This window comes from Cupriavidus sp. BIC8F, assembly GCF_032465815.1.
Classification (GTDB): Bacteria; Pseudomonadota; Gammaproteobacteria; order Burkholderiales; family Burkholderiaceae; genus Cupriavidus; species Cupriavidus necator.
In genome coordinates, this window is record NZ_CP136094.1 from 2,503,134 (window position 1) to 2,524,267 (window position 21,134).

At 69.9% G+C, this 21,134-nt stretch carries 17 protein-coding genes; 9 read left to right on the forward strand and 8 right to left on the reverse strand.

The features are described 5' to 3' along the window. Positions 1–4,281: a YhdP family protein gene (locus RS901_RS11745; protein WP_316148946.1), complete on the reverse strand. Its 4,281-nt coding sequence runs from the start codon at positions 4,279–4,281 to the stop codon at positions 1–3. Positions 4,282–4,478: 197 nt separating this feature from the next. Between RS901_RS11745 and glnE the strand changes: the two genes are divergently transcribed. Beyond that, positions 4,479–7,472: a bifunctional [glutamate--ammonia ligase]-adenylyl-L-tyrosine phosphorylase/[glutamate--ammonia-ligase] adenylyltransferase gene (glnE, locus tag RS901_RS11750; RefSeq protein WP_316148947.1), complete on the forward strand. Its 2,994-nt coding sequence runs from the start codon at positions 4,479–4,481 to the stop codon at positions 7,470–7,472. Then, on the forward strand, positions 7,462–8,100 hold the full coding sequence (gene rrtA, locus RS901_RS11755) for a rhombosortase (RefSeq protein ID WP_316148948.1): 639 nt from the start codon (positions 7,462–7,464) through the stop codon (positions 8,098–8,100). The genes glnE and rrtA overlap by 11 nt, the downstream gene beginning before the upstream one ends. 18 nt (positions 8,101–8,118) lie before the next feature. On the opposite strand, the gene mprA is transcribed toward rrtA, so the two are convergent. From mprA to RS901_RS11775, 4 genes are all read right to left on the reverse strand, one after another. After that, positions 8,119–9,750, reverse strand: a complete 1,632-nt coding sequence (gene mprA, locus RS901_RS11760; protein ID WP_316148949.1) for an MprA protease, GlyGly-CTERM protein-sorting domain-containing form — start codon at positions 9,748–9,750, stop codon at positions 8,119–8,121. Positions 9,751–9,858: 108 nt separating this feature from the next. Next, a complete protein-coding gene (locus RS901_RS11765) occupies positions 9,859–10,308 on the reverse strand; it encodes a hypothetical protein (protein WP_316148950.1) in 450 nt (149 codons plus the stop codon). Between the two features lie 49 nt (positions 10,309–10,357). Continuing rightward, positions 10,358–12,112 carry a DNA repair protein RecN gene (gene recN, locus RS901_RS11770; RefSeq protein ID WP_316148951.1) on the reverse strand — a complete coding sequence of 585 codons (1,755 nt, stop codon included), beginning with the start codon at positions 12,110–12,112 and terminating at the stop codon, positions 10,358–10,360. A gap of 66 nt (positions 12,113–12,178) precedes the next feature. Next, entirely contained in the window at positions 12,179–13,096 is a 918-nt protein-coding gene (locus RS901_RS11775; RefSeq protein ID WP_011614898.1) for an NAD kinase, read from the reverse strand. Between the two features lie 102 nt (positions 13,097–13,198). On the opposite strand from RS901_RS11775, the gene hrcA reads away from it, so the two are divergent. The 3 genes from hrcA (at position 13,199) to RS901_RS11790 (ending at position 15,847) form a co-directional block, all read left to right on the forward strand. Continuing rightward, a complete protein-coding gene (gene hrcA, locus RS901_RS11780; protein ID WP_013956091.1) occupies positions 13,199–14,233 on the forward strand; it encodes a heat-inducible transcriptional repressor HrcA in 1,035 nt (344 codons plus the stop codon). A gap of 106 nt (positions 14,234–14,339) precedes the next feature. Next, positions 14,340–15,455 (forward strand): ferrochelatase, encoded by a 1,116-nt coding sequence (gene hemH, locus RS901_RS11785; protein ID WP_035822970.1) that lies wholly within the window; start codon positions 14,340–14,342, stop codon positions 15,453–15,455. After that, positions 15,452–15,847, forward strand: coding sequence for an RNA-binding S4 domain-containing protein (locus tag RS901_RS11790; RefSeq protein ID WP_316148952.1), 396 nt, complete (start codon positions 15,452–15,454; stop codon positions 15,845–15,847). Before hemH ends, RS901_RS11790 begins: the two co-directional genes overlap by 4 nt. A 67-nt stretch (positions 15,848–15,914) precedes the next feature. Here the strand turns inward: RS901_RS11790 and RS901_RS11795 are convergent, their stop codons facing one another. Next, entirely contained in the window at positions 15,915–16,088 is a 174-nt protein-coding gene (locus tag RS901_RS11795) for a hypothetical protein (RefSeq protein WP_010809048.1), read from the reverse strand. Positions 16,089–16,363: 275 nt separating this feature from the next. Between RS901_RS11795 and grpE the strand changes: the two genes are divergently transcribed. Next, positions 16,364–16,924 carry a nucleotide exchange factor GrpE gene (gene grpE, locus RS901_RS11800; protein WP_035822965.1) on the forward strand — a complete coding sequence of 187 codons (561 nt, stop codon included), beginning with the start codon at positions 16,364–16,366 and terminating at the stop codon, positions 16,922–16,924. A gap of 88 nt (positions 16,925–17,012) precedes the next feature. After that, the gene (locus tag RS901_RS11805) at positions 17,013–17,444 is read left to right on the forward strand and encodes a thioredoxin family protein (protein ID WP_316148953.1); all 432 of its coding nucleotides are present in this window, start codon (positions 17,013–17,015) and stop codon (positions 17,442–17,444) included. Between the two features lie 22 nt (positions 17,445–17,466). Here the strand turns inward: RS901_RS11805 and RS901_RS11810 are convergent, their stop codons facing one another. Both RS901_RS11810 and RS901_RS11815 read right to left on the reverse strand, forming a co-directional pair. Then, positions 17,467–18,783 carry a phospholipase A gene (locus RS901_RS11810; RefSeq protein WP_316148954.1) on the reverse strand — a complete coding sequence of 439 codons (1,317 nt, stop codon included), beginning with the start codon at positions 18,781–18,783 and terminating at the stop codon, positions 17,467–17,469. A gap of 136 nt (positions 18,784–18,919) precedes the next feature. After that, complete coding sequence (locus tag RS901_RS11815) at positions 18,920–19,351, reverse strand: DUF1841 family protein (protein ID WP_316148955.1); 432 nt, start codon at positions 19,349–19,351, stop codon at positions 18,920–18,922. A gap of 102 nt (positions 19,352–19,453) precedes the next feature. On the opposite strand from RS901_RS11815, the gene RS901_RS11820 reads away from it, so the two are divergent. Next, on the forward strand, positions 19,454–20,392 hold the full coding sequence (locus RS901_RS11820) for a DMT family transporter (RefSeq protein WP_316148956.1): 939 nt from the start codon (positions 19,454–19,456) through the stop codon (positions 20,390–20,392). An 88-nt stretch (positions 20,393–20,480) separates the two neighbouring features. Continuing rightward, positions 20,481–21,068 (forward strand): malonic semialdehyde reductase, encoded by a 588-nt coding sequence (locus RS901_RS11825; RefSeq protein ID WP_316148957.1) that lies wholly within the window; start codon positions 20,481–20,483, stop codon positions 21,066–21,068. Positions 21,069–21,134: the final 66 nt, after the last annotated feature.

Consider the following 21,134-nt stretch of genomic DNA (forward strand, 5'->3'; position numbering starts at 1 on the left):
TCAGCGCGAGAAGGCGGGGTCCGCGCGGTTCTGGAAGGTCGGGGCTTGCGCCTTATTGTCCTCCAGTTTGCCGATCTGCGGGTTGGCCCAGCTGCCGCTGATGCGGTAGTGCTGGGTGAACACCTTGGAGAACTCGTCGGCAAACAGCAGTTGCGCGGCCAGCGTGCCGATGCCCAGCACCGGGTTGATAAAGGCGGCCGCGATCGAGGTCGAGGTGGCGTTGATGCGCGGCACCACCTCCACGCGCAGGTCCTGGGTCTCGCGCAGCAGGTTGGCGGTGCCGCTCATGCTGGCGATGATCTGCGGGCCCCTGAGCTCGAAGTCCTGGATCGTGCCGACGCCGCTCTCGATCGTGCCGGCGCCGGCAATGCGGTCGAACACCAGCCCGCGGCCCGACAGGGTGCGGAAGTCCAGCGTGGCAAAGCGCAGCAGGCCCTGCAGGCTGAGCACGCCCAGCAGCCGCGCCGCGCCGGGGTCCACGCTCAGGATCTGTCCATTCTCCAGGTCCAGTGACAGCTTGCCCGACAGCGTCGGGTAGTCGATCGACAGCGGCGAGCCGCGCCAGGCCACGCGGCCTTCGAGCTTGCCCTTGCCGTCGCTCAGCGTGTGTGCCAGCCCCAGGCGGTCCAGCGTGGCGCCGGCATCGCGCAGGTCGATGGTGAAGGACAACAGGGTGCGGCGCTCGGCATTGGCGTCGGCGCGCAGCCGGCGCGGCACGCGCCAGCTGCCGCTGCCGGTCAGGGTGGCACCGGGCTGCTCGATCTGCAGCTTGTCCAGGGTCCAGACCGGGTCGGCAGCGCTGGTGCTGGTATGGGCCTTGACTTCAAGCTTGCCGAAGTCATGCCCGCGCAGCATGAACTGGTCGGCCACCAGGTCGATCGCGGGCAGCTCGTCGATGCTGCTGGCGAGCGCGTCCACCACGTTGTTCTCGTCGCTGGCATCGGGCACGTTCAGGCGCGCCAGGCGCAGTTGCAGCGACCCGGTGGTCGAGGGCCCGGCCGGACGCCACTGCACCGCGCCGGCCACCTGGCGCGAGTCGATCTTCGCGTTCCAGCCGGCGGCCTCGCGGTTGGCGTCGAGCACCACTTCATCCAGCGTGCGGCCCATGGCGTGCAGCGCGCGCGCGCGCAGCGCAATGCGGCCAGGCAGGAAGGGCGAGGGAGCCTCGGCGGGGCCCGCGGTGCCGGCACCGCCGCCGAAGGCCGCGCGCCACGCATCGATATCGAGCTGGTCGAAGGTGGCCGCGGCGCTGACGCCGGCCGCGGGCAGCGGCGCCGCCTGCTGCACGCCGATGCCGCCGGCGAGCACGTCGATGCCGCCGCCCTGGTCGCGGCGCAGCAGGTAGCGCGCGTTCAGCCCATGGCCCAGCTGCAGCACCAGCTCGCTGGTGCCGGCGCGGCCCGGGGCGCTGGCCGGGCGCAGGTCCACGCGCAGCGCCAGGTCTTGCGCCGCGGCCTTGGCCAGGGGCGCGGGCAGGCCGATCGCCATGCCATTCAGTTCGGAACTCAGCTGCACCTGCAGCTGGCGCTCGCGCGTGGCGATCACGGCGCTGTAGCTGGTGCTGCCGTCGAGCCGCGCGGCCACCGGCGCCAGCGCCGAGCCCGCGGCGGCCTCGCGCAGCCCGGCGGCCGAGACGCTGCCGCTGGCGGTGACGTGCGTGGCGCCGTCCGGCTGGGTGCCGCCGCCGAGCCGGATCTCGCCACCGAGGAAGCGGGCGCGCATGTTCTCCAGCCCGAAACCGTGTTCATTGAACGTGATGGTGCCGTTGGCATGGCCCAGTTGCGGCAACTGCGGGCTGAGCACGACATCGTTGCCGGGGAAGCGGAAGCGGCCGTCCACCTTGGCGGCATTGGCGTGTTCCAGCGGCATGTCGAGCTTGAGCCTGAGCTCGCCGTTGCCGTTGGCCTGCGCCGCATCGGCCACGTGCGCGGTCCATTCGCGCACCGGCGAAGCGTTGATGTAGCGCAGGAAGCCCTGCACCGGTCCGCTGGCGCCGCCGTCGATCACCAGCTTGCCGTGCGGGCCAAGGTCGTCGATGCGCCCCTTGACGTCCTGCAGCGTGACGCCGGGGATCTCGTGGACGGTGGCCCGGCTCGCCAGGAACGTCATGCCGCCGCGGTCGAACACGACCCGCCCGGCAATGTCGGTGAACGTGGGCCACGCCTGTACGCCGGCGGTGGTGCCGCTTGCGGTCTCGTGCGGTGCGATCTGGTAGCTGACGTGTTCGATCGGCACCTCGACGCGGAACTCGCCGGCCTTCTCGTGCGGGGCATGGAACGGGAAATGCGCCAGGTCGCCGCGCAGCACGAAGCTCACGCCGGCCGCTTCGCCGCCCGCCAGCGCACCGGCCAGGTAGTGCCGGGTGCCGGCCGGAATGCTCAGCGGCAGGTAACGCGGCACGCGCGCCACCTGGGCGCGGGTCATGTCACCGGTCAGGTCGGCGATGCCGGACACACCGTCGCCGCCTGCGCGCCAGGTGCCGCGCACTGTGCCGGCCGCATCGGCATTGGCAAAGCGCACGCCGTCCAGCGTGACCGCGAGCTTGCCGCCGGTGTGGGTCCAGCGCACTTCGCCGCCGATCTGGTCGAACGGCAGCCGCGGCTCCTCGAACAGGCCAGGCAGCACCAGTGCCGCGCCATTGCCGTCGAAGCGGGCATTGCCCTGCTGGTCATCGAAGGAGAAGGTGCCGGACAGGTGCGAGAAGCCGGGCGTGCCCAGCCGCGGGTGACCGCTGGCGTCCACCGCGGGCACGGCCGGCTGGCCGTTGACCGAGACGTCGCGCAGCGTGCCCTGCACGCTGTAGAGCGGCTTGCCGCCGCCGCGCTCGAGCATGCCGGCGCGCTCGCGGCTCCAGGTCACGTTGAGGTTGTCGATGTGGCCCGCCGGCTGCAGCGCGCGCAGCCGGCGCAGCACCGCGGTGTCCAGCGGCATCGAGCTGGACACCGCGCGTACCGTGTTCAGGTCCAGCGTGGGCGCCTTTAGCGAGAACTTGCGCAGGGTGCCGTCATTGGCGGTGGCCCAGCCGAGGGTGACCTTGCGCATGCCTTCGCGCCAGGTGCTGTCGGCGGGGGTGCCCTCGTCGTCGCTGGCGGGCTGGGGTTGCCAGAGCAGGGTGTCGACGGTCAGCAGGTTGCTGCCGTCACGCTCGGTCCGGTGCAGCAGGAAGGCCTGCGCATTGGCCAGGCGCAGCGGGGCGGAGGCGCCGGCCAGCTGCAGGTCGACGCCGCTGGCGCGCAGCCGGGTCTGGCTGCGCACGATGCGGCCCTGGCGGAATTCAATGCTGCCGTCGGTGCTGAAGGTGCCGCTGGCGACGCGCTCGAACATCACCAGGTAGCGCTGCAGCACCGGCAGCTGCAGCTGGCCGAGATCCCAGCTGGCCTGCCCGGTCCAGTAGCGCCAGTTGCCGGCGCTGTGCAGGTAGTCGTTGCGGAAGGTGGACTGCACCACCAGCGGACTCGGCCCCAGCGCCGGCGAGCGCGCTTCCAGTTCCAGCGTGTGGCGCACGCCATCGCGGCGGGTATCGAGGCGGATCTCGCCGATATCGAGCTGCGGCAGGCCTGCCTTTTCGTCCAGCCAGCGCAGCTTGCCGTCGGACAGCGCCACGCGCCCCTGCGACATCAGCCAGCCCAGGAAGCGGTCGTCGTCCTGCTGGCCACCGGTCGCGTCCACCACCATGCCGCCCACCAGCAGCCGGCCCTCGGGCGTGCGCCGCACCAGGATGTCGGTGCCGGTCGCGCCCAGGCTGACGAACTGCAGGTTCATGCTGAACAGCGAGCGCCACGCCAGCTTGCCGTCGAGCGTGGCGGCCGCAAGCAGCACGCGCTGCTCGGGGTCCACGGCGCGCAGGCCGCGGGCGCGGAAGGCCGGGTGCCAGCCGTCCCAGTAGGTATCGAGCGCGCCGATGCTGACCTTGGCCGAGAGTGCCACCGAGCCGCGCTCTTCCAGCCACTGGCGCGCGGTGGAGGCCTGTGGCCACAGCACGAAGCGGATCAGCAGGCCCGCCACCAGCGCCAGCCCGGCCAGCACCAGCGCCAGGCGCACCAGCGCGCGGCCCAGCCCGCGCCAGAACGGGTGGCGCACGGCTGCCGCCACGCCGCGCGTGCAGGCGCGCAGGAACGCGCCCGCGCGCGCGCGGGCGGAACCGCTGCGCCGGGCGCTGGCGGCATCGTTGGCCGGGGGATTCACGGGGTGTGGCGGGGCCAGGGTGGAGGCGGCCTCCTGCCCGCCCGCGCCGCCATCGGGGGGGGAACCATCAGCGGGTTGTGGGGCGCGGCTGGACATGCGCAGATTATCCGACAATACTAGCCGCTCTCCAATCTGGTGCCCGGCCGGCTGAAACAAGAACGCGCAAGCTGCGCGCACCCAAAGCGACAATAGCGACGATGGCACGCCCGCTGCGCGGACAACAAGACGCGAGCATCGGGTGAGCCGCGGGGCGAACCACGGGCCGCACCTTTTCTCGCATTTCAAATACTGGAATGACTGCCTCTGAACCGACGAGTTCCGCCGCTGGCGACGCTGCTGACCGACATGGCGCGCGCGCCACACCGGATCCGGCCAATCCAGCGAATGCGCAACCAGGGCCGGGCCCCGGCACCATGGCTGCCGGCGCCTTTGCCATCACCGCGGCGCAGGCGCTGCAGCCGGCTGACGGGGTTGGCCAAGCAGGCGGCCACGTATTGTACTCGGCTGCGTATTCGCACTACGCGCGCCGCGTGCTGCAGGCCCGGCCGGATTTGCCGGCCGTCCTGGCCGCCGCGGCCGCCCAGCCGCTGACGCGCGCCTGGATGCAGGCGCGGCTGCAGGCGCTGCACGAGCCCTCGGCCGATGCCGAGGAATCCGCCAAGCGCACCCTGCGCCGTCTGCGCGCCGAAGTGATGTGCGCGGTGATCGAGCGCGATTTGCGCGGCCTGGCCACGCTGGGCGAGGTCACCGGCGCCATGACCGACCTGGCCGAGCTGGCGATCCAGCATGGCCTGGCGATGCTGGGCGACGACATGGCCGCCACCTTCGGCCGCCCGGTCGGCGCCCACAGCGGCGAGGTGCAGGAGCTGGTGGTGGTGGGCATGGGCAAGCTGGGCGGGCGCGAGCTCAATGTCTCGTCCGACATCGACCTGATCTTCCTCTATGACGAGGACGGCGAGACCCAGGGCGGCTCGCGCAGCCTGTCCAACCACGAGTACTTCATCAGGCTGGGACGCCGGCTGATCAACCTGCTGGCCGAGGTGACCGCCGATGGCTATGTGTTCCGCGTCGACATGCGGCTGCGCCCCAACGGCGATGCCGGCCCGCTCGCGTGCAGCCTGGGCATGCTGGAGGAATACCTGGTGGTGCAGGGGCGCGAGTGGGAGCGCTATGCCTGGATCAAGGGCCGCGTGGTGTCGGCGCTCGACACGCAGCACGCGCAGCGCACCGCCAGCCTGCTGTCGCGGCTGACCACGCCCTTCGTGTTCCGCCGCTACCTGGACTATGGCGTGATCGCCGCCATCCGCTCGCTGCACGCGCAGATCCGCAGCGAGGCCGCCAAGCGCAGCGGCGGGCTGGCGGGGCACGGCGTCAACCAGCGTTCGTTCAATATCAAGCTGGGCCGCGGCGGCATCCGCGAGATCGAATTCATGGCGCAGGTGTTCCAGCTGATCCGCGGCGGCCAGGACCCGGTGCTGCGCGTGCGGCCGACGCTGGAAGTGCTGGCGGTGGCGGTCGAGCGCGGGCTGTTGCCCGCCGGCCAGGCCGAGCAGCTTGGCGATGCCTACCGCTTCCTGCGCCAGCTCGAACACCGGCTGCAGTACCGCGACGACGCCCAGACCCACCACCTTCCTACTTCGCCCGAAGAACAACTGGCGGTGGCGCGGATGATGGGCTGCGCCGACTGGCAGGAACTGCTGGCGCGCCTGGCGGCGCTGCAGGAGCCGGTGGCGCAGCAGTTCGAAGCCACCTTCTCGGATCCCGATGCCGCCCCGTGCGAAGCGTTGTGGCCGGGCATCGTGTTCGACGATAACGCCGCGCAAGCGCAGGACAACCCGGAACAGAAGCAGGACGACGCGGCCTGCGACGATGACGCCGCGCCCTGCCAGCGCCTGCAGGCCGCCGGCTTTACCGATTGCACCGGGCTGCTGGACCGGCTGCGCGCGATCGCTTCGTCGCTGCGCTACCGCGCGCTGTCCGAGTCCAGCCGCGCGCGCTTCGACCAGTTGGTGAACCGCGCGCTTGACCTGGCCGCGCGCCAGGACGATGCCGACAGCACCATCACGCGCTTTATCGACTTCCTCGAGGCGATCAGCCGCCGCGCCTCCTACCTGTCGTTGCTGTCCGAGTATCCGCAGGCGATGGACCGCGTCGCGCAGACGCTGCATGCCTCGCGCTGGGCCGCGGCCTACCTGACGCGGCACCCGCAGCTGCTTGACGAACTGCTCGACAGCGATGCGCTGGCCGGCGCGCCCGACTGGGCCGCCTTCCGCAAGCGCCTGCATGAGCGGCTGCTGGCCGCCGAAGGCCAGGTCGAGCAGCAGATGGACATCCTGCGGCGCGAGCATCATGTCGAGACCTTCCGCGTGCTGCTGCAGGACCTGCAGGGCATGCTGACGGTGGAGCAGGTGGCCGACCGCCTGTCCGACCTGGCCGATGCCATGCTCGAGGCCACGCTGGCAACGGTCTGGCGCCAGCTGGCCACGCGCCACCGCGACACGCCGCGCTTCGCAGTGATCGCCTACGGCCGGCTGGGCGGCAAGGAACTGGGCTATGCCTCGGACCTGGACATCATCTTCCTGTACGACGATGACCAAGAGCGCGCGCCCGACGTCTACGCCGCCTATGCGCGCCGGCTGATCACCTGGCTGACCAGCCATACCGCGGCCGGTGCGCTGTTCGATGTCGACACCCGGCTGCGCCCCAACGGCGCGGCCGGCCTGCTGGTGACCAGTTTCGAGGCGTTCCGCCGCTACCAGCTGCGCGAAGGCGACAACACCGCCTGGGTGTGGGAACACCAGGCGCTGACGCGCGCGCGCTTCTGCGCCGGCGACGCCGCCATCGGCGACCGCTTCGAGGCGCTGCGCGGCGAGGTGCTGTGCCAGGACCGCGATGCCGCAGCGCTGCGCGATGAGATCGTGCAGATGCGCCGCAAGGTCGCCGAAGGCCATCCCAACCCGACCGACCTGTTCGACCTGAAGCACGATCGCGGCGGCATGGTCGATATCGAATTCACGGTGCAGTACCTGGTGCTGCTGCACAGCCGGGCGCACCCGCAGCTGACGCGCAACGCGGGCAATATCGCGCTGCTGCGCGAAGCGGGCGAGCTGGGCCTGATCGACGCTACGCTGGCACTGGCGGTGGGCGATGCCTACCGGCTGTTCCGCGCGCGCCAGCACCAGCTGCGGCTCGACGGGCAGGCGCACGCGCGCGTCGCGCCCGCGTCGGTGGCGCAGCAGACCGGACAGGTGCGCGCGCTGTGGCAGGCCGTGTTCGGTGAGGCCTGACGCGGCAGTTCCGCCGGCACCCGCCGGGGCATCTTGGCCGGGGCTGCTGGCGGCGATCGCGCTGGTATGGGCGCTGTCGGCCTGGTTCACCTTCATGCCATGGTGGCATGCGCACGGCCTCTACCTGCGCGATGCGGTGCGGCTGGACGGCCAGTGGTGGCGCCTGGCTACGGCCATGTGGGTGCACCTGGACGGACACCACTGGCTGGCCGACGCGCTGGCCGCCACCGGCGTGCTGGCCATCGCCGCGCGCGTGGCGCGTGCGCGCACCCTGTTGCTGGTGCTGGTTGCCTGCGGCATCGCCGTGCAGGTGGTGCTGCTGCGCGTGCCGGCGATTGCATGGTATGGCGGGCTCTCGGGCGCCTTGCACGGGCTGGCCTTGTGGGGCGCGCTCGCGCTGTTGCGGGCATCGGGCCTGGCGCGCGTCACCGGCGTGCTGCTGTGCCTGGGCGTGCTGGCCAAGGTCTGGGTGGAACAATCGTGGCTGGCGCCGGTGGTGTTCGAACCGGCCTGGGGATTTGGCGTGGTGCGCATCGCGCACGCGGCCGGCGCCGTGGCCGGCCTGCTGTGCTGGGTCTTGCAGGAGTGGTGGCTGGCGCGGCGCCCGGCCCGCGGCGACGACGCCTGAGCCGGCCGGGCGCCGGGGTTACAGGCGACGCCGCAGCGCGAAGGCCAGCAGGCCGGACAGCGCCAGCAGCAGCGCGGTCCAGGGCGCAACGGCGCCGCCGCCGCCACCGTTGCCCGAGGCCGGTGCCGGCGCAGGCTGCGCCGGTGGCGTGCCGGCCGCGGCCGCCAGCGCACCGTCGGCATCGAGCAGGCCGGCGCCGCAGACGCCCGGATTGGTGGTGCAATAGGTGCCGGACGGATGCGGGCGTGCCGAAGCCTTCAGCGCCGCGGTGACCTGGGCCGGGGTCAGCGAACCATTGACCGCGAACATCATGGCCACCACGCCCGAAACCATCGGCGCGGCGAAGCTGGTGCCCGCGGATGACGTCACGACATAGGCGCCAACGCTGGTCTTGCCGTCGTTGTTCAAGGTGCGAATGACCGAGGGCGTGGTCGTGCACTGCCCATTGACTACCTGCGAGTTGCCGCACCCGCCGCCCGGCGCGCTGATCGCGACCTGCGGGCCGACGTTGGCATAGCTGGCATTCTCGCCGTCGTTGGCATGCGCCGTGACCGCGACCACGCCGCTGCAGTCGCCCGGCGCTTCCACCGCGCCGCGCTCGTTGCCGGCGGCGGCCACCACCACCACGCCGCGCGCGTTCAGGTCGTTGACGGCCTGTTGCTCAATGCTGCTGCAGGTGCCGCCGCCGAGGCTGATATTGACCACGCGCGCCGGCGTCGCATTGGCCGGCACGTTGGGTACGGACAAGCCGCCGGCCCAGCGCATGGCGTCGACGGTATCGGACAGCAGCGCGCCGCAGCGGCCCGAGACGCGCACGGGCAGGATGCGCGCGTTCCAGTCGACGCCCGCGATGTCCTGCGCATTGTTGGTCTGCGCGCCCAGCACGCTCGCCACGCGCGTGCCATGCCAGCTGTTGTTGGTCGCTGTCTGCGTGGGCGTTGAACTGCCCGGGCAGGTGAAGTCGGCGGGGACATTGTCACCGGCATCGGTGGCATCGGCGTCGCGGCCATCGCCGTCATTGGAAATGGTGCTGCTGCTGATGAAGTCGTAGCCAGGCAACACGCGCGCCGCCAGGTCGGGGTGCGGAAGGATGCCGGTGTCCACCACCGCGATCACCACGCCGCTGCTGCCGCGGCTGCGGTCCCACGCGCGCGGCAGGTTGACGCCGCCCACCGCCGTGCCGGTACCCATCAGGTAAGGCTGGCGCGAGATGAACTCGGGATCGTTGGGCAGGGTGTCGTGCAGCTTCAGCCAGCGGTCGGGCACGGCATCGGCGATGCGCGGGTCCTGGCGCAGCCGGGCCGCAGCGGCTTCCGGGTCGGCAGCCAGTGCGTCGGGCACCTGCAGCAGGTGCAGGTTGCCGCCCATGGCGCGGCGCGCCGTGAGGGCAATCCCGGTGCGCTCGCTCAGCTGCTTGAGCGCATCCGTCGCGGCTGCAGGCGTCTTGCTGCCATCGCTGGCTGTGCCATTGGCGCCGTCACGCCAGCGCACGATGATCTGGCCGGTGTAGGCGGGTGCGGCATGGGCGCCGGCAGCCAGTGCCGCGCTGGCCGGCATCGCGCCGCACACAGCGGCGGCGGCGAAGACGCTGGCCCGCCAGCGCCGGGTCACGGGGCTGCTACGGAAGTCGGACTGCGCGGGTTGCGGCATGTATTCCTCCTGGGGCGTAGCGCGCGAGGGGCTTGTTATGTAGCGAATACGATCCAGCGTGGTTGCGCAAGGGCAACCGAAGGCTTAAGTCCGGTCCTGCATCCGGGCTCAGCTCTGCGGCATGTCGCGGCTGGTGGGAATGTTGCGGTTGGGCTTGAGCACGCGGTCGGGCTCGGCGGTCTCGATGCGGGGCGTGGCGCGCAGGGTTTCGACCGCCTGGTCGATGGTGGCGTCCGCCGACGGCGAGATCGCGGTCACCAGCCAGACGCCGCCGGACATCGGGCGCTTGACCACGTAGCGGATCGGGCCCTTGATCTCGGCCAGCAGCTTGCCGGCATCCTCCGACAGGTCCACCGCGGGCGGCTTGAAGCGCACCATGATGTCGCCAAGGGAACGGTCATCGCTGATGCTGCCCGGCGGCGGGGCCGAGGACTTGGGCTGGGCCTGGCAGGCGGACAGCGCCAGCAGTGCGGCCGATGCGGCGGTGGCGATGGCCAGCACGGCGCGCAGCGATGCGCGCGGGGGTTGCCGGAGGCCGGCGTGCGCTTGGCGGGTCATGGTGAAGCTCCTGTCAGTGTATGGATTGGCGCACGTGCGGGGGCGGCCTTCAGCCGGCGGCGCGGCGGCTGCGCCGGCCATCCTTGCCGCCCGCGCCGCGTGCGGGCTGGCTGCCCTGGCCGCCGGCCATGCCTTGCGCCAGCATTTCTTCCGCATGTTGCAGCGTGGTGGCGGTGACGGTGGCGCCGCCCAGCATGCGGGCGGTCTCGACCACGCGCCCGGCGGGGTCCAGCACCCGGATGCGCGAGCGCGTGACCGAGCCGTCGCCCGCATCGGTGGTTTCCTTGCTGACCAGCAGGTGGGTGCCGGCCTGCGCCGCCACTTGCGGCAGGTGCGTCACGCACAGCACCTGGCGCGCGCCGCCGAGCTCCTGCAGGCGCCGGCCGACCACTTCGGCCACGGCGCCGCCGATGCCGGTATCGACCTCGTCGAAGATCAGCGTGGGCGTGGGCGAGGCTTCGCTGGTGATCACCGAGATCGCCAGGCTGATGCGCGCCAGTTCGCCGCCGGAGGCCACCCGGGCCAGTGGCCGCGGGCTCACGCCGGCATGGCCGGCAACCAGGAATTCGACCTGCTCCAGTCCATGGCTCTGGCCTTCGTCAAGCGCATTGAGTGCGGCGACAAAGCTGCCGCCGGCCATCGACAGGCCCTGCATGGCGTCGGTGACCGCGGCGGACAGCGCCTGCGCGGCCTGCTTGCGGGCGTGGCTGAGATGCTGCGCCAGGGTCAGGTAGGCGGCCTTGGCCGCAGCCTCGCGCGCCATCACCTTGTTCAGGTCCTGCGCGGCCTGCAGGTCGTCCAGCTGCTGGCGGCGGGCCACCAGCTCGTCGGGCAGCTGCTCGGGCGGCAGGCGGTACTTGCGCGCGGTGGCGTGCAGCGCCTGCATGCGTTCGTCCACGGCCTGCAGCCGCTCGGGATCGAGTTCGAGCCGGTCGACATAGCGCGTGAGCGAGTGCGCGGCTTCCTCGGCCTGCATCTGCGCGGGCTCGAGCGCGGCCAGCACGTCGCGCAGCGCGGGATCGACATCGGCCAGTTGCTGCAGCTTGTGCACGATGGTATTCAGCGCCGACAGCACCGAGCCGTCGGCCTCGGACAGTGCGTCGAGCGCGGCGCGGCTGCCGTCGATCAGGCCGGCGGCATGCGACAGCCGGTTGTACTCGGACTGGATCTCTTCCCATTCGCCCGGCTGCGGGTTGAGCTTGTCCAGTTCGCCGACCTGCCATTCCAGCCGTTCGCGTTCGAGCTGCATCTCGCGCGACTGGTGTTCCACCGCCTCGCGCTGGCGCACGCAGGCACGCCAGGCGCGCCAGGCCTCGGCCACCGCGCCGGCCTGCTGGGTGAGGCCGGCGTGGGCGTCGAACAGCAGCCGCTGCGCATCGGGGCGCAGCAGCAGCTGGTGCGCGTGCTGGCCGTGGATGTCGACCAGCTGGTCGCCGACTTCGCGCAGTTGCGCCAGGGTGGCGGCGGCGCCGTTGATAAAGGCCTTGCTGCGGCCCCCGGCATCGACCGTGCGGCGCAGCAGCACGGTCGCCACGCCGTCTTCCGCTTCACTGTTGAGCTCGCGCTCGGCCAGCCAGGCATCCAGTGCCGGGTGGGTCGAGAAGGTGGCGCTGACGCTGGCGCGCGGGGCGCCTTCGCGCACCACGCCGGCATCGGCGCGTTCGCCCAGCACCAGCGCCAGGGCATCGATCAGGATGGATTTGCCGGCGCCGGTCTCGCCGGTGAAGACGGTGAAGCCAGTGGTGAAGTCCAGGTCGAGCGTATCGACGATGACGAAATCGCGGATGGACAGGCTGCGCAGCATCGTGGCGTGGAAGGTAGTCGGTCCGATGGGTTCGGGATCAGGCTCAAGGGGCGGCTTGATACTGGCTCAGAGGCGATTGTCTTCGGAAGGATACTCGTGCCAGTGCAGCTTCTTGCGCAGCGTGGCGTAGTAGTTGTAGCCGACCGGGTGCAGCAGGTTGATGGTCTTTTCGGAGCGCCGCACCACGATGCGGTCGCCCGGCAGCAGCGAGGTCAGCGACTGCATGTCGAAGTTGACGCTGGCGTCGCGCGCGCTTGCCACCTCGATGGTGACCTCGGCGTCGTGCGGCAGCACGATCGGGCGGTTGGACAGCGCGTGCGGGGCGATCGGCACCAGCACCACGCCCGACAGCGTCGGGTGCAGGATCGGGCCGCCGGCGGACAGCGCGTAGGCGGTGGACCCGGTGGTGGTCGACACGATCAGGCCGTCCGAGCGCTGGTTGTACATGAAGTGGCCGTCCACCGACACCGCCAGTTCGACCATGCCGGAGATGCCCGAGCGGTTCACCACCACGTCGTTCAGGGCCAGCGCGGAAAAGATGTTCATGTCGTCGCGCACCACGCGCGATTCCAGCAGCAGGCGGGTCTCGGCCTCATACCGGCCGTCGAGCATGTCGGGCAGCACGGTGTGCGCGTCTTCCAGCGCGATGTCGGTCATGAAGCCCAGCCGCCCGTGGTTGACGCCGATCAATGGCACGTCATAGCCGGCGAGCTGGCGGGCGATGCCCAGCAGCGTGCCGTCGCCGCCCAGCACCACGGCCACGTCGGCCTGCCGGCCGATCTCCTCGGCGGACAGGGCGGGGTAGGCGGTCAGCCCGGTGGCGAGCGAGGTTTCGCGCTCGAACACCACGTCCTGCCCGTTGCGCAGGATATAAGAGGCAATCTCCTCCAGCGGCCCTTCGATGCCGGCAGTGGAGTACCGGCCCACCAGGGCGACGGTCTTGAACGAAGTGCGCACGGCGCTGGCTTTCGGGGGGGCGGACATGCGTGGATTAGACCATACCGCCATGACGGTTGTCAGCAGCCGCGGGCGGGCGGCCCAGACCGGCCGCCAGAAGGTCCAAAACTTGCGTAAAATCGGGGCATCATGGATGAACGCTCCAAAACGCTGCTCAAGACCCTGATCGAGCGCTATATTGCCGAAGGGCAGCCGGTCGGTTCCCGCACCCTGTCGAAGTACTCGGGGCTGGACCTGTCGCCTGCGACGATTCGCAATGTGATGTCCGATCTGGAGGAAATGGGCTTTATTGCCAGCCCGCACACCTCGGCCGGCCGTATCCCGACCCCGCGCGGCTACCGGCTGTTCGTCGATTCGATGCTGACGGCCAAGCCGCTGGAGCGCAACGCCGACCTGGCCGAGCTGACCGGCCAGATCCAGGACCAGCTCGGCGGCCAGCAACTGGGGCCGCAGCGCATGATCACGGCGGCGGCGCGCACGCTGTCCAACCTGTCGCACTTCGCCGGCGTGGTGATGACGCCGCGCCGCGCGCAGGCGTTCCGGCAGATCGAATTCATGCGGCTGTCGGACAAGCGCATCCTGCTGATCATCGTCAGCCCCGAGGGCGACGTGCAGAACCGCATCATCCAGACCGAGCTGTCATACACGCCGGCCCAGCTGATCGAGGCGGCCAACTTCTTCAATTCGCACTATGCCGGCATGAGCTTCGACACGGTGCGCGGCCACCTGCGGGTGGAGCTGCAGGACCTGCGCCGCGACATGTCGCAGCTGATGCAGGCCGCGGTCGAGGCCGGCAGCGTCGCCGAGGACGAGGACGACGACCACGTCTTTATCAGTGGCGAGCGCAAGCTGCTGGAAGTGGAAGACCTGGCCTCCAGCATGGACAAGCTGCGGCGCCTCTTCGACGTGTTCGAGCACAAGACCAGCCTGCTGCAGCTGCTGGACGTGTCCAGCCATGCGCAGGGCGTGCAGATCTTTATCGGCGGCGAAAGCCGGCTGGTGCCGATCGAAGACATGGCGGTCATCACCGCCCCGTACGAGGTCGACGGCCAGATCGTCGGCACGCTCGGCGTGATCGGCCCCACGCGCATGGCGTATGAGCGCGTGATTCCCATCGTCGACATCACCGCGCGCTTGCTGTCCAGCGCCCTGAGCCAGAACTAGTGCAAAGACTGGCTGGTCTGACAAGCGGCTCCATTCCTACCGAGCGCGGCAATCGCCGGTGCGCCGCACCGGCGCCATCCCGGCACCGTGCCAACCCGGAAGCGACATGACGTTTTCTCCCGAACCGGCCTACCAGCACGGCCACGCGCCGCGCACGGCAATCCTGCTGGTCAACCTGGGCACCCCGGACGCACCCACGCCCAAGGCGGTGGGGCGCTACCTGAAGGAATTCCTGTCCGACCCGCGCGTGGTCGAGATCCCGCGCGCGGCCTGGCTGCCGTTGCTGCATGGGGTGATCCTGCCGCTGCGTTCGCGCGCCTCGGCGCTGAAGTACGAATCGATCTGGCTGCGCGAGGCCCATATGACAGGCTCGCCGCTGCTGGTCTACAGCGAGCGCCAGGCCCATGCGCTGCAGCGGCTGCTGAACCAGCACGGCCATGAAGTGACGGTCGCGTGCGCAATGCGCTACGGCAATCCGTCGATTGCCTCGGTGCTGGAGGCGCTGCGCCGGCAGGGCTGCGAGCAGGTGCTGGTGCTGCCGATGTATCCGCAGTACTCGGGCACCACCACGGCCACGGCCTTCGACGAGGTGTTCCGGGTGCTGGGCCAGTGGCGCAACCAGCCAGAGCTGCGGCTGGTCAAGCATTTCCATGACCACCCGGCCTATATCTCGGCGCTGCACCAGCAGGTCGGCGCCTATTGGGCACGGCACGGCATGCCGGACTTTGCCCGCGGCGACAAGCTGATCCTGTCGTTCCACGGCGTGCCGCGGCGCACGCTGGAGCTGGGCGACCCCTATCACTGCGAATGCCTGAAGACCGGCCGGCTGCTGGGCGAGGCGCTGGGCCTGCAGCCGGGCCAGTATCAGGTGACGTTCCAGTCCCGTTTTGGCAAGGCGGAATGGCTGCAGCCGTACACCGCGCCGACGCTGGCCGAGCTGGGCAAGGTCGGCGCGGGCCGGGTCGACGTCTTCTGCCCGGGCTTTCCGGCCGACTGCATCGAGACCCTGGAGGAAATCGCCATGGAAGGGCAGACCGAGTTCAAGGTCGCGGGCGGCAAGGATTTCCACTTCATCCCGTGCCTGAATGATGCCGATCCGTGGGTCGCGGCCATGGCCGAGATCGCGCTGCAGCACCTGCAGGGCTGGCCGCTGGCCACGCCGCATCCGCACGAACTGGAAGCACGGCGCACGCGCGCCCAGACCCGGGGAGCGGCGGCATGAATGTCGACTTTGAGCCGGATGCGCGCCAGCGCATCGACAAATGGCTGTGGTGCGCGCGCTTCTTCAAGACGCGCTCGCTGGCGGCCGAAGCGGTGGAGCGCGGCAAGGTGACCGTCAACGGCCAGCCATGCAAAAACTCGCGCGAGGTGAAGCCCGGCGACATGGTGGTGCTGGAAGCGCACCAGCAGCGCTGGGAACTGGTGGTGAAAGGCATTGCCCTGGCGCGCGGGCCGGCGCCGGTGGCCCAGACGCTGTATGAGGAAAGTGCCGAAAGCCAGTCCCGCCGGCTGGCCGATGCCGAACGCCGGCGCCTGCAGCCGGAGCCGTCCGCGCAGATCCAGGGGCGCCCGACCAAGCGGGACCGGCGCCGCATCGACCACCTGAAGAGCTGAAATGACAACGCGGCGGCACCGGGAAGCTCCGGTGCCGCCGCGCAGTGGGCACAGGGTCAGGTGGCGCTTATTCCTGCGTGACTTCCTGACTGACGATAGGGACGATGTAGTGCTTGAACACCGCCTTGCCGCTGCCATACTCCGTATCGCGCGGGGTGAATGCGCCGGAAAGGCAGATAAAGACGGTCATGACCGCCAAGGCGGCCACAAGGCAGAGCGTCACGACTGGCAGCTTATGCATGGCCAACCTTTCGGAAGAGGCACAAAGTTGAACCATCTCCAGGACCCCCGACATTTTTGTCATTTTTCTTACTGAGAATCTTAGTGAGTGCGATGCAGCAAAGCAATAATGCGCCGATTGCATATGGGTGGCCTTTGTAACCGTGTGTTTCCGCGTCACGCCAGCGCCACTCTTGAAAACCTGCGCCTTGCCACCACCTGCACGGAACACGCGCCGATATACCACCCGCGGCCAGGCCCACGGCGGGCCGCGACAATGCATTGATACGGATCGACATGGAAGAACAGAAGCAGACGCCAACCACCCAGACGCCTACGCCCGCGGGCGATGAGGCGGCCAACGCCAGCCAGGAAACCGGTGCGCCGGAAACCGCTGCCGTGGATGATGTGGCGGCCCAGCTGGCCGCCCTGGAAGCCAAGGCGCGCGAGCATTACGACCTGTATATGCGCGCCGTTGCCGAAGGCGAGAACATCCGCCGCCGGGCGCAGGACGATGTCGCCAAGGCGCACAAGTTCGCCATCGAGAACTTCGCCGACAACCTGCTGCCCGTGATGGACAGCCTGCAGGCCGCGCTGGCCGACGGCTCGGGCGATATCGCCAAGCTGCGCGAAGGCGTCGAGCTGACCGCGCGCCAGCTGGCGGCCGCCTTTGAGCGCGGCAAGATCGTTGAACTCAACCCGGTGGGCGAGAAATTCGACCCGCACCGCCACCAGGCCATCTCGATGGTGCCGGCGGACCAGGAACCCAATACCGTGGTGACCGTGCTCCAGCGCGGCTACACCATTGCCGAGCGCGTGCTGCGGCCGGCGCTGGTGACGGTGGCGGCACCGAAGTAAGGCGGCCCGGGACGGCGGCGTGCCATCCTGGATTGCGACCTGACGCCCGGTGCCGGCTGGCCCGGGCGTTTGTCATTCTGGAGCGAGCATGACCACTGAACCAGGCGCCGGCTCGGCGCAGTCGTCCCCGGCCCCCCACCTCGACCACCGCGCCTTCGAGGCGTTCGGCATGCGCGAGGTCGATGACGGCAGCATCGACGCCGCCATGGCCGGGGCCGGCGACGCGCTGGTGTGCGTGTTCTTCTGGGGGGTGGACTGCTTCAACTGCGAGGTGGCCAAGAAGGCCATGCTGGCCAACCCCGAACCGATCCGCGCGCTGGAACTGCACTGGCTGCATGCCAACGTCTACGCGCATCCCGGGCTGGGCCGGCGCTTTGGCCTGCATGGCATCCCGGTGTTCTTGTTCTTCCAGAACGGCAAGAAGCTGGGCCGCGCCACCGGCTGGCATGGCCACGGCCAGTTTGCCGCCGCGGTGGCCAATGCGCGGCTCAAGGCCGGCGGCAAGCCGCTGGCCGGCTGAGCGGTCTGGCCGTTCAGCGGGTTCAGCGGGACAGCGCGTAGCCGATGCGGAACTGCCACGGCAGCTTGTGGTTGTAGTCCAGCAGGCTCTCGCCATAGCCGACGAAGTAGCCGGCCATCAGGTAGCCCGCGGTGCCGGGGATCAGCCTCGCCATCGGGTAGGTCAGCTGGGCGTCGACGCTGCCGTACCACTTGCGCGTGCCCTTGCGCAGCGTGGCGGAGAACTCCCATGAGTCCGGGCGCCCGTAGGCAATGCCCAGGTCCATGAAGCCGCGGTAGTGGGCGATGTCGGGGTTGTCGCCCTTTTCCACATAGGCGTAGAGCTTGGGCGCGACGCGCCAGTGCCAGTCGTTCTGGTCGCCGAAGTAGAAGGTCGGCTTGACGAAGACCGTATTGATGCTGCGCGATTCGTCGCCGCTGCGGCCATTGGATTCATGCTCCAGGCCGGTCGCCAGCGACAGCCGGCTGATGACGTTGTTGCGCACGCCGGTATCCGACAGGTAATAGAACAGGCTGGGCCGGTAGTTGGTGTCGCGGAACGGCTTGGACTGCTCGGACAGGTCCCACAGCGAAAACTGCGTGTAGCCCACGTACAGGTTGTCGAACAGGCGCTTCGACGCCGGGTCCTCGCCCTGGAACAGGCGGTACTTGAAACTCAGCTGGAACTTGGCGTTGGCGCCGTCATGCGCGCCGACCATGAAATACATCGGGTCATGGAACGACAGCCGGGCGCTGTCGCGCAGGTCGGCCGGCGCGGGTGCGGCGGCGCCCGCCTTGGTGACCGGGGAGACCGGCACGGCTGCGGTAGCGGTCGCCGGCTCTGCGGCGTCGGTGGCCGGCTCGGTGCCGTTCGCTGCCGGCGTCTTGCTGGCAACCGGCGGCGCGGCGGCGGCGGGTTCACCGGGCCGCGGCAGGCGGTTCAGCGTCACTAGTACCGGCGCGGCGTCGATGCCGGTCGCATCCAGCCGCACCTGGCCGCGCAGGGCCGGGGGCAGCGTCACCGTGTAGCGGATCGCGCGGTGCTCGCCGCGGCGCAGGTTGACCACGGCCGGGCCTGAGACTTCGCGCCACAGCACCAGCCGCACCGGCGCCTGCAGGTCGCCCGAGGCGGTCACTTCGAGCGTGTCGGGAATACGGTAGCGGCGCGTGGCGTCGTCGGCGCTGACCACCAGCGTCAGCGTCAGCGGCTGGTTGCCGTCGATCACGCGCGGCGGCTGCAGCAGCGCCACCCCGGCGTGGCCGGCCAGGGGCCAGGCCAGCATCAGCGACAGGCAGAGCGGAGCGGCGACACGGCTGGCAGGCGCCATCGGGCGCCGGCGCGGCAGGGCAATTCGGGACATGGCTTGAGGCACCGCACCGCCGCGGGGCGGCAGCGCGGGTTTGGGAATTCTGAACGCGCAAAGCCTACCATGCGGCCGCAAGCGGGTTGTGACGAATTGTACGCAGCCGGGAAGGAAGCCCGCCGATGGCGGAATTTCAGCGGTTGGCGCGGCGCTTCACGCAATCGACGTAGTGGTCGCCGTCGGGCGGTTGGCCGGTGCGCTGTGCCTGCCACAGCATCTCGCCCAGGCATTCCATCACCTGGTGCTGCGCTTCATGCGGCGAGTCCAGCCTGCGCGCCAGCGCCTCGTAAGCGTGGCGGATGCCGCGCGGCTGGTCGACCGAGACCTGCTCGGAGATCGACAGGTGCATCGACAGGTGCAGGAAGGGGTTGGTCTGGCCTTGCTCGGGAGTGTAGTCCTGCGACAGCGCACCTTCGGTGTCGCGCAGCAGGCCGTGGTACTCGGGGTGCTCGCCGATCCAGTCGACGGCGATGGCTTCCAACGGGGTCAGCACGCCGCCTGTGAGCTGCTTCTGCCAGGCATCGCAGAAGAACCGGCGGACTTCTTCTCGGGAGGGATTAAACATGGTGGCGACATTGTAAACGAGGGCCGCGGCCCGCGCTGGCGGCCCCGCTTGTTGCCAGCGGCGCCAAGTAGAATGCGGGATCGCCGACTTCCCGCCCGCCCGATGACCGCTTCCGCCCAAACCGCCCCGGACCACGCCCGCGACAAGCTGGCCGGCGTGCTGCTGATCGCGCTGTCGGCCAGCGCCTTTGGCGCCATGGCGATCTTCGCGCGCTTTGCCTATGCGGCCGGCGCGGATGTCTACGGGCTGCTGCTGGTGCGCTTCATGCTGGCGGCCGCGGCGCTGGCGTGGGTGATGCGCACGCGCGGCATTGCCTTGCCGCCTTGGCGCCGCGTGCTGGCGCTGGCGGCGATGGGCGGCATCGGCTATGTCGGCCAGTCGTTCTGTTTCTTCAGCGCGCTCAACCATGCGCAGGCCAGCCTGGTGGCGCTGCTGCTGTACCTCTATCCGCTGTTCGTGACGATCCTGGCGGCGGTCTTCCTGAAGGAGCGGCTGACCACCGCCGCGGTGATCGCGCTGGTGCTGTGCTCGGTGGGCGCAGGACTGACCGTAGGCGGCGGCGAGGGCTCGCCGCTGGGGATCGCGCTGGGGCTGGCGGCGGCGGTGATCTATTCGGTCTATATCATCGTCGGCGCGCGCGTGACCGCCGGCGTCAACCCGATCGCCACCACCACGGTGATCTGCACCGCGGCGGCGCTGGTCTACGGTGCCGTCGGCCTGCTGCGGATGGGGGCGGGCGCGCCGCCGCAGTTCCCGGTCACTGCCGGCGGCTGGCTGGCGCTGGCGGGCATCGCGCTGCTGTCGACGGTGCTGGCGATCCTGACCTTCTTCGCCGGCCTGCAGCGGCTGGGCGCGGCGCAGGCGTCAATGCTGTCGACGCTGGAGCCGGTGGTCACGGTGCTGCTGGCGGCGCTGCTGCTGGGCGAGCATATCGGCACGGCGCAGGCCGTGGGCGGCGTGCTGATCCTGGCCGGCGTGCTGTGGCTGACCCGCCGGGGCGGTGCGCCGGCGCCGGCCCGCGCCGATATGCAAGGGAATTGAACGGGTTGCTCAAAGGCGCTGTCGTGGGGCGCACAAAGGGTTGGGTACAATCGCGCCTTCTCTCAAATCTCGTACAGGAAAGAAGCGCATGTCCCAGATCGACAACGCCGCGCTGGCGCAGCTGTTCACCGAAGCCCGCACGCACAACGTGTGGCAGGACCGCCACGTGGACGACGCCGTGCTGCACCAGATCTATGATGCGATGAAGTTCGGCCCGACCGCTGCCAACAGCAGCCCGGCGCGCATCGTGTTCGTCAAGAGCGCTGCCGAGAAGGCGCGCCTGGTGGACTGCGTGTCGGCCGGCAACGCCGACAAGACCCGTTCGGCGCCGGTGACCGCCATCATCGCCTTCGACACCGCCTTCCACGACCAGCTGCCCAAGCTGTTCCCGCATGCCGACGCCCGTTCCTGGTATGCCGGCAACGCCGAGAAGATCGCCCGCGACGCGCTGATGAACAGCTCGCTGCAAGGCGGCTACTTCATCCTGGCGGCGCGCGCGCTGGGCCTGGACTGCGGTCCGATGGGCGGCTTCGATGCCGACAAGGTCAACGCGGCCTTCTTCCCCGATGGCAAGTGGCAGGTCAACTTCCTGTGCAACCTGGGCTACGGTGAGGCCGACAAGCTGTTCCCGCGCGGACCGCGCCTGTCGTTCGACGAAGCCTGCCGCATCGTCTGAACGCGCTGCGCACCAACGGTGCCAGAACAAAAAAAGCGACCCGCCGTGGTCGCTTTTTTTTGCCTG

Coding starts and splice junctions, on each gene's coding strand:
- RS901_RS11745 (WP_316148946.1), bottom strand. CDS start 4,281: ATGTCCAGCCGCGCCCCACAACCCGCTGATGGTTCCCCCCCCGATGGC.
- glnE (WP_316148947.1), top strand. CDS start 4,479: ATGACTGCCTCTGAACCGACGAGTTCCGCCGCTGGCGACGCTGCTGAC.
- mprA (WP_316148949.1), bottom strand. CDS start 9,750: ATGCCGCAACCCGCGCAGTCCGACTTCCGTAGCAGCCCCGTGACCCGG.
- RS901_RS11765 (WP_316148950.1), bottom strand. CDS start 10,308: ATGACCCGCCAAGCGCACGCCGGCCTCCGGCAACCCCCGCGCGCATCG.
- recN (WP_316148951.1), bottom strand. CDS start 12,112: ATGCTGCGCAGCCTGTCCATCCGCGATTTCGTCATCGTCGATACGCTC.
- RS901_RS11775 (WP_011614898.1), bottom strand. CDS start 13,096: ATGTCCGCCCCCCCGAAAGCCAGCGCCGTGCGCACTTCGTTCAAGACC.
- hrcA (WP_013956091.1), top strand. CDS start 13,199: ATGGATGAACGCTCCAAAACGCTGCTCAAGACCCTGATCGAGCGCTAT.
- hemH (WP_035822970.1), top strand. CDS start 14,340: ATGACGTTTTCTCCCGAACCGGCCTACCAGCACGGCCACGCGCCGCGC.
- RS901_RS11790 (WP_316148952.1), top strand. CDS start 15,452: ATGAATGTCGACTTTGAGCCGGATGCGCGCCAGCGCATCGACAAATGG.
- RS901_RS11795 (WP_010809048.1), bottom strand. CDS start 16,088: ATGCATAAGCTGCCAGTCGTGACGCTCTGCCTTGTGGCCGCCTTGGCG.
- grpE (WP_035822965.1), top strand. CDS start 16,364: ATGGAAGAACAGAAGCAGACGCCAACCACCCAGACGCCTACGCCCGCG.
- RS901_RS11805 (WP_316148953.1), top strand. CDS start 17,013: ATGACCACTGAACCAGGCGCCGGCTCGGCGCAGTCGTCCCCGGCCCCC.
- RS901_RS11810 (WP_316148954.1), bottom strand. CDS start 18,783: ATGTCCCGAATTGCCCTGCCGCGCCGGCGCCCGATGGCGCCTGCCAGC.
- RS901_RS11815 (WP_316148955.1), bottom strand. CDS start 19,351: ATGTTTAATCCCTCCCGAGAAGAAGTCCGCCGGTTCTTCTGCGATGCC.
- RS901_RS11820 (WP_316148956.1), top strand. CDS start 19,454: ATGACCGCTTCCGCCCAAACCGCCCCGGACCACGCCCGCGACAAGCTG.
- RS901_RS11825 (WP_316148957.1), top strand. CDS start 20,481: ATGTCCCAGATCGACAACGCCGCGCTGGCGCAGCTGTTCACCGAAGCC.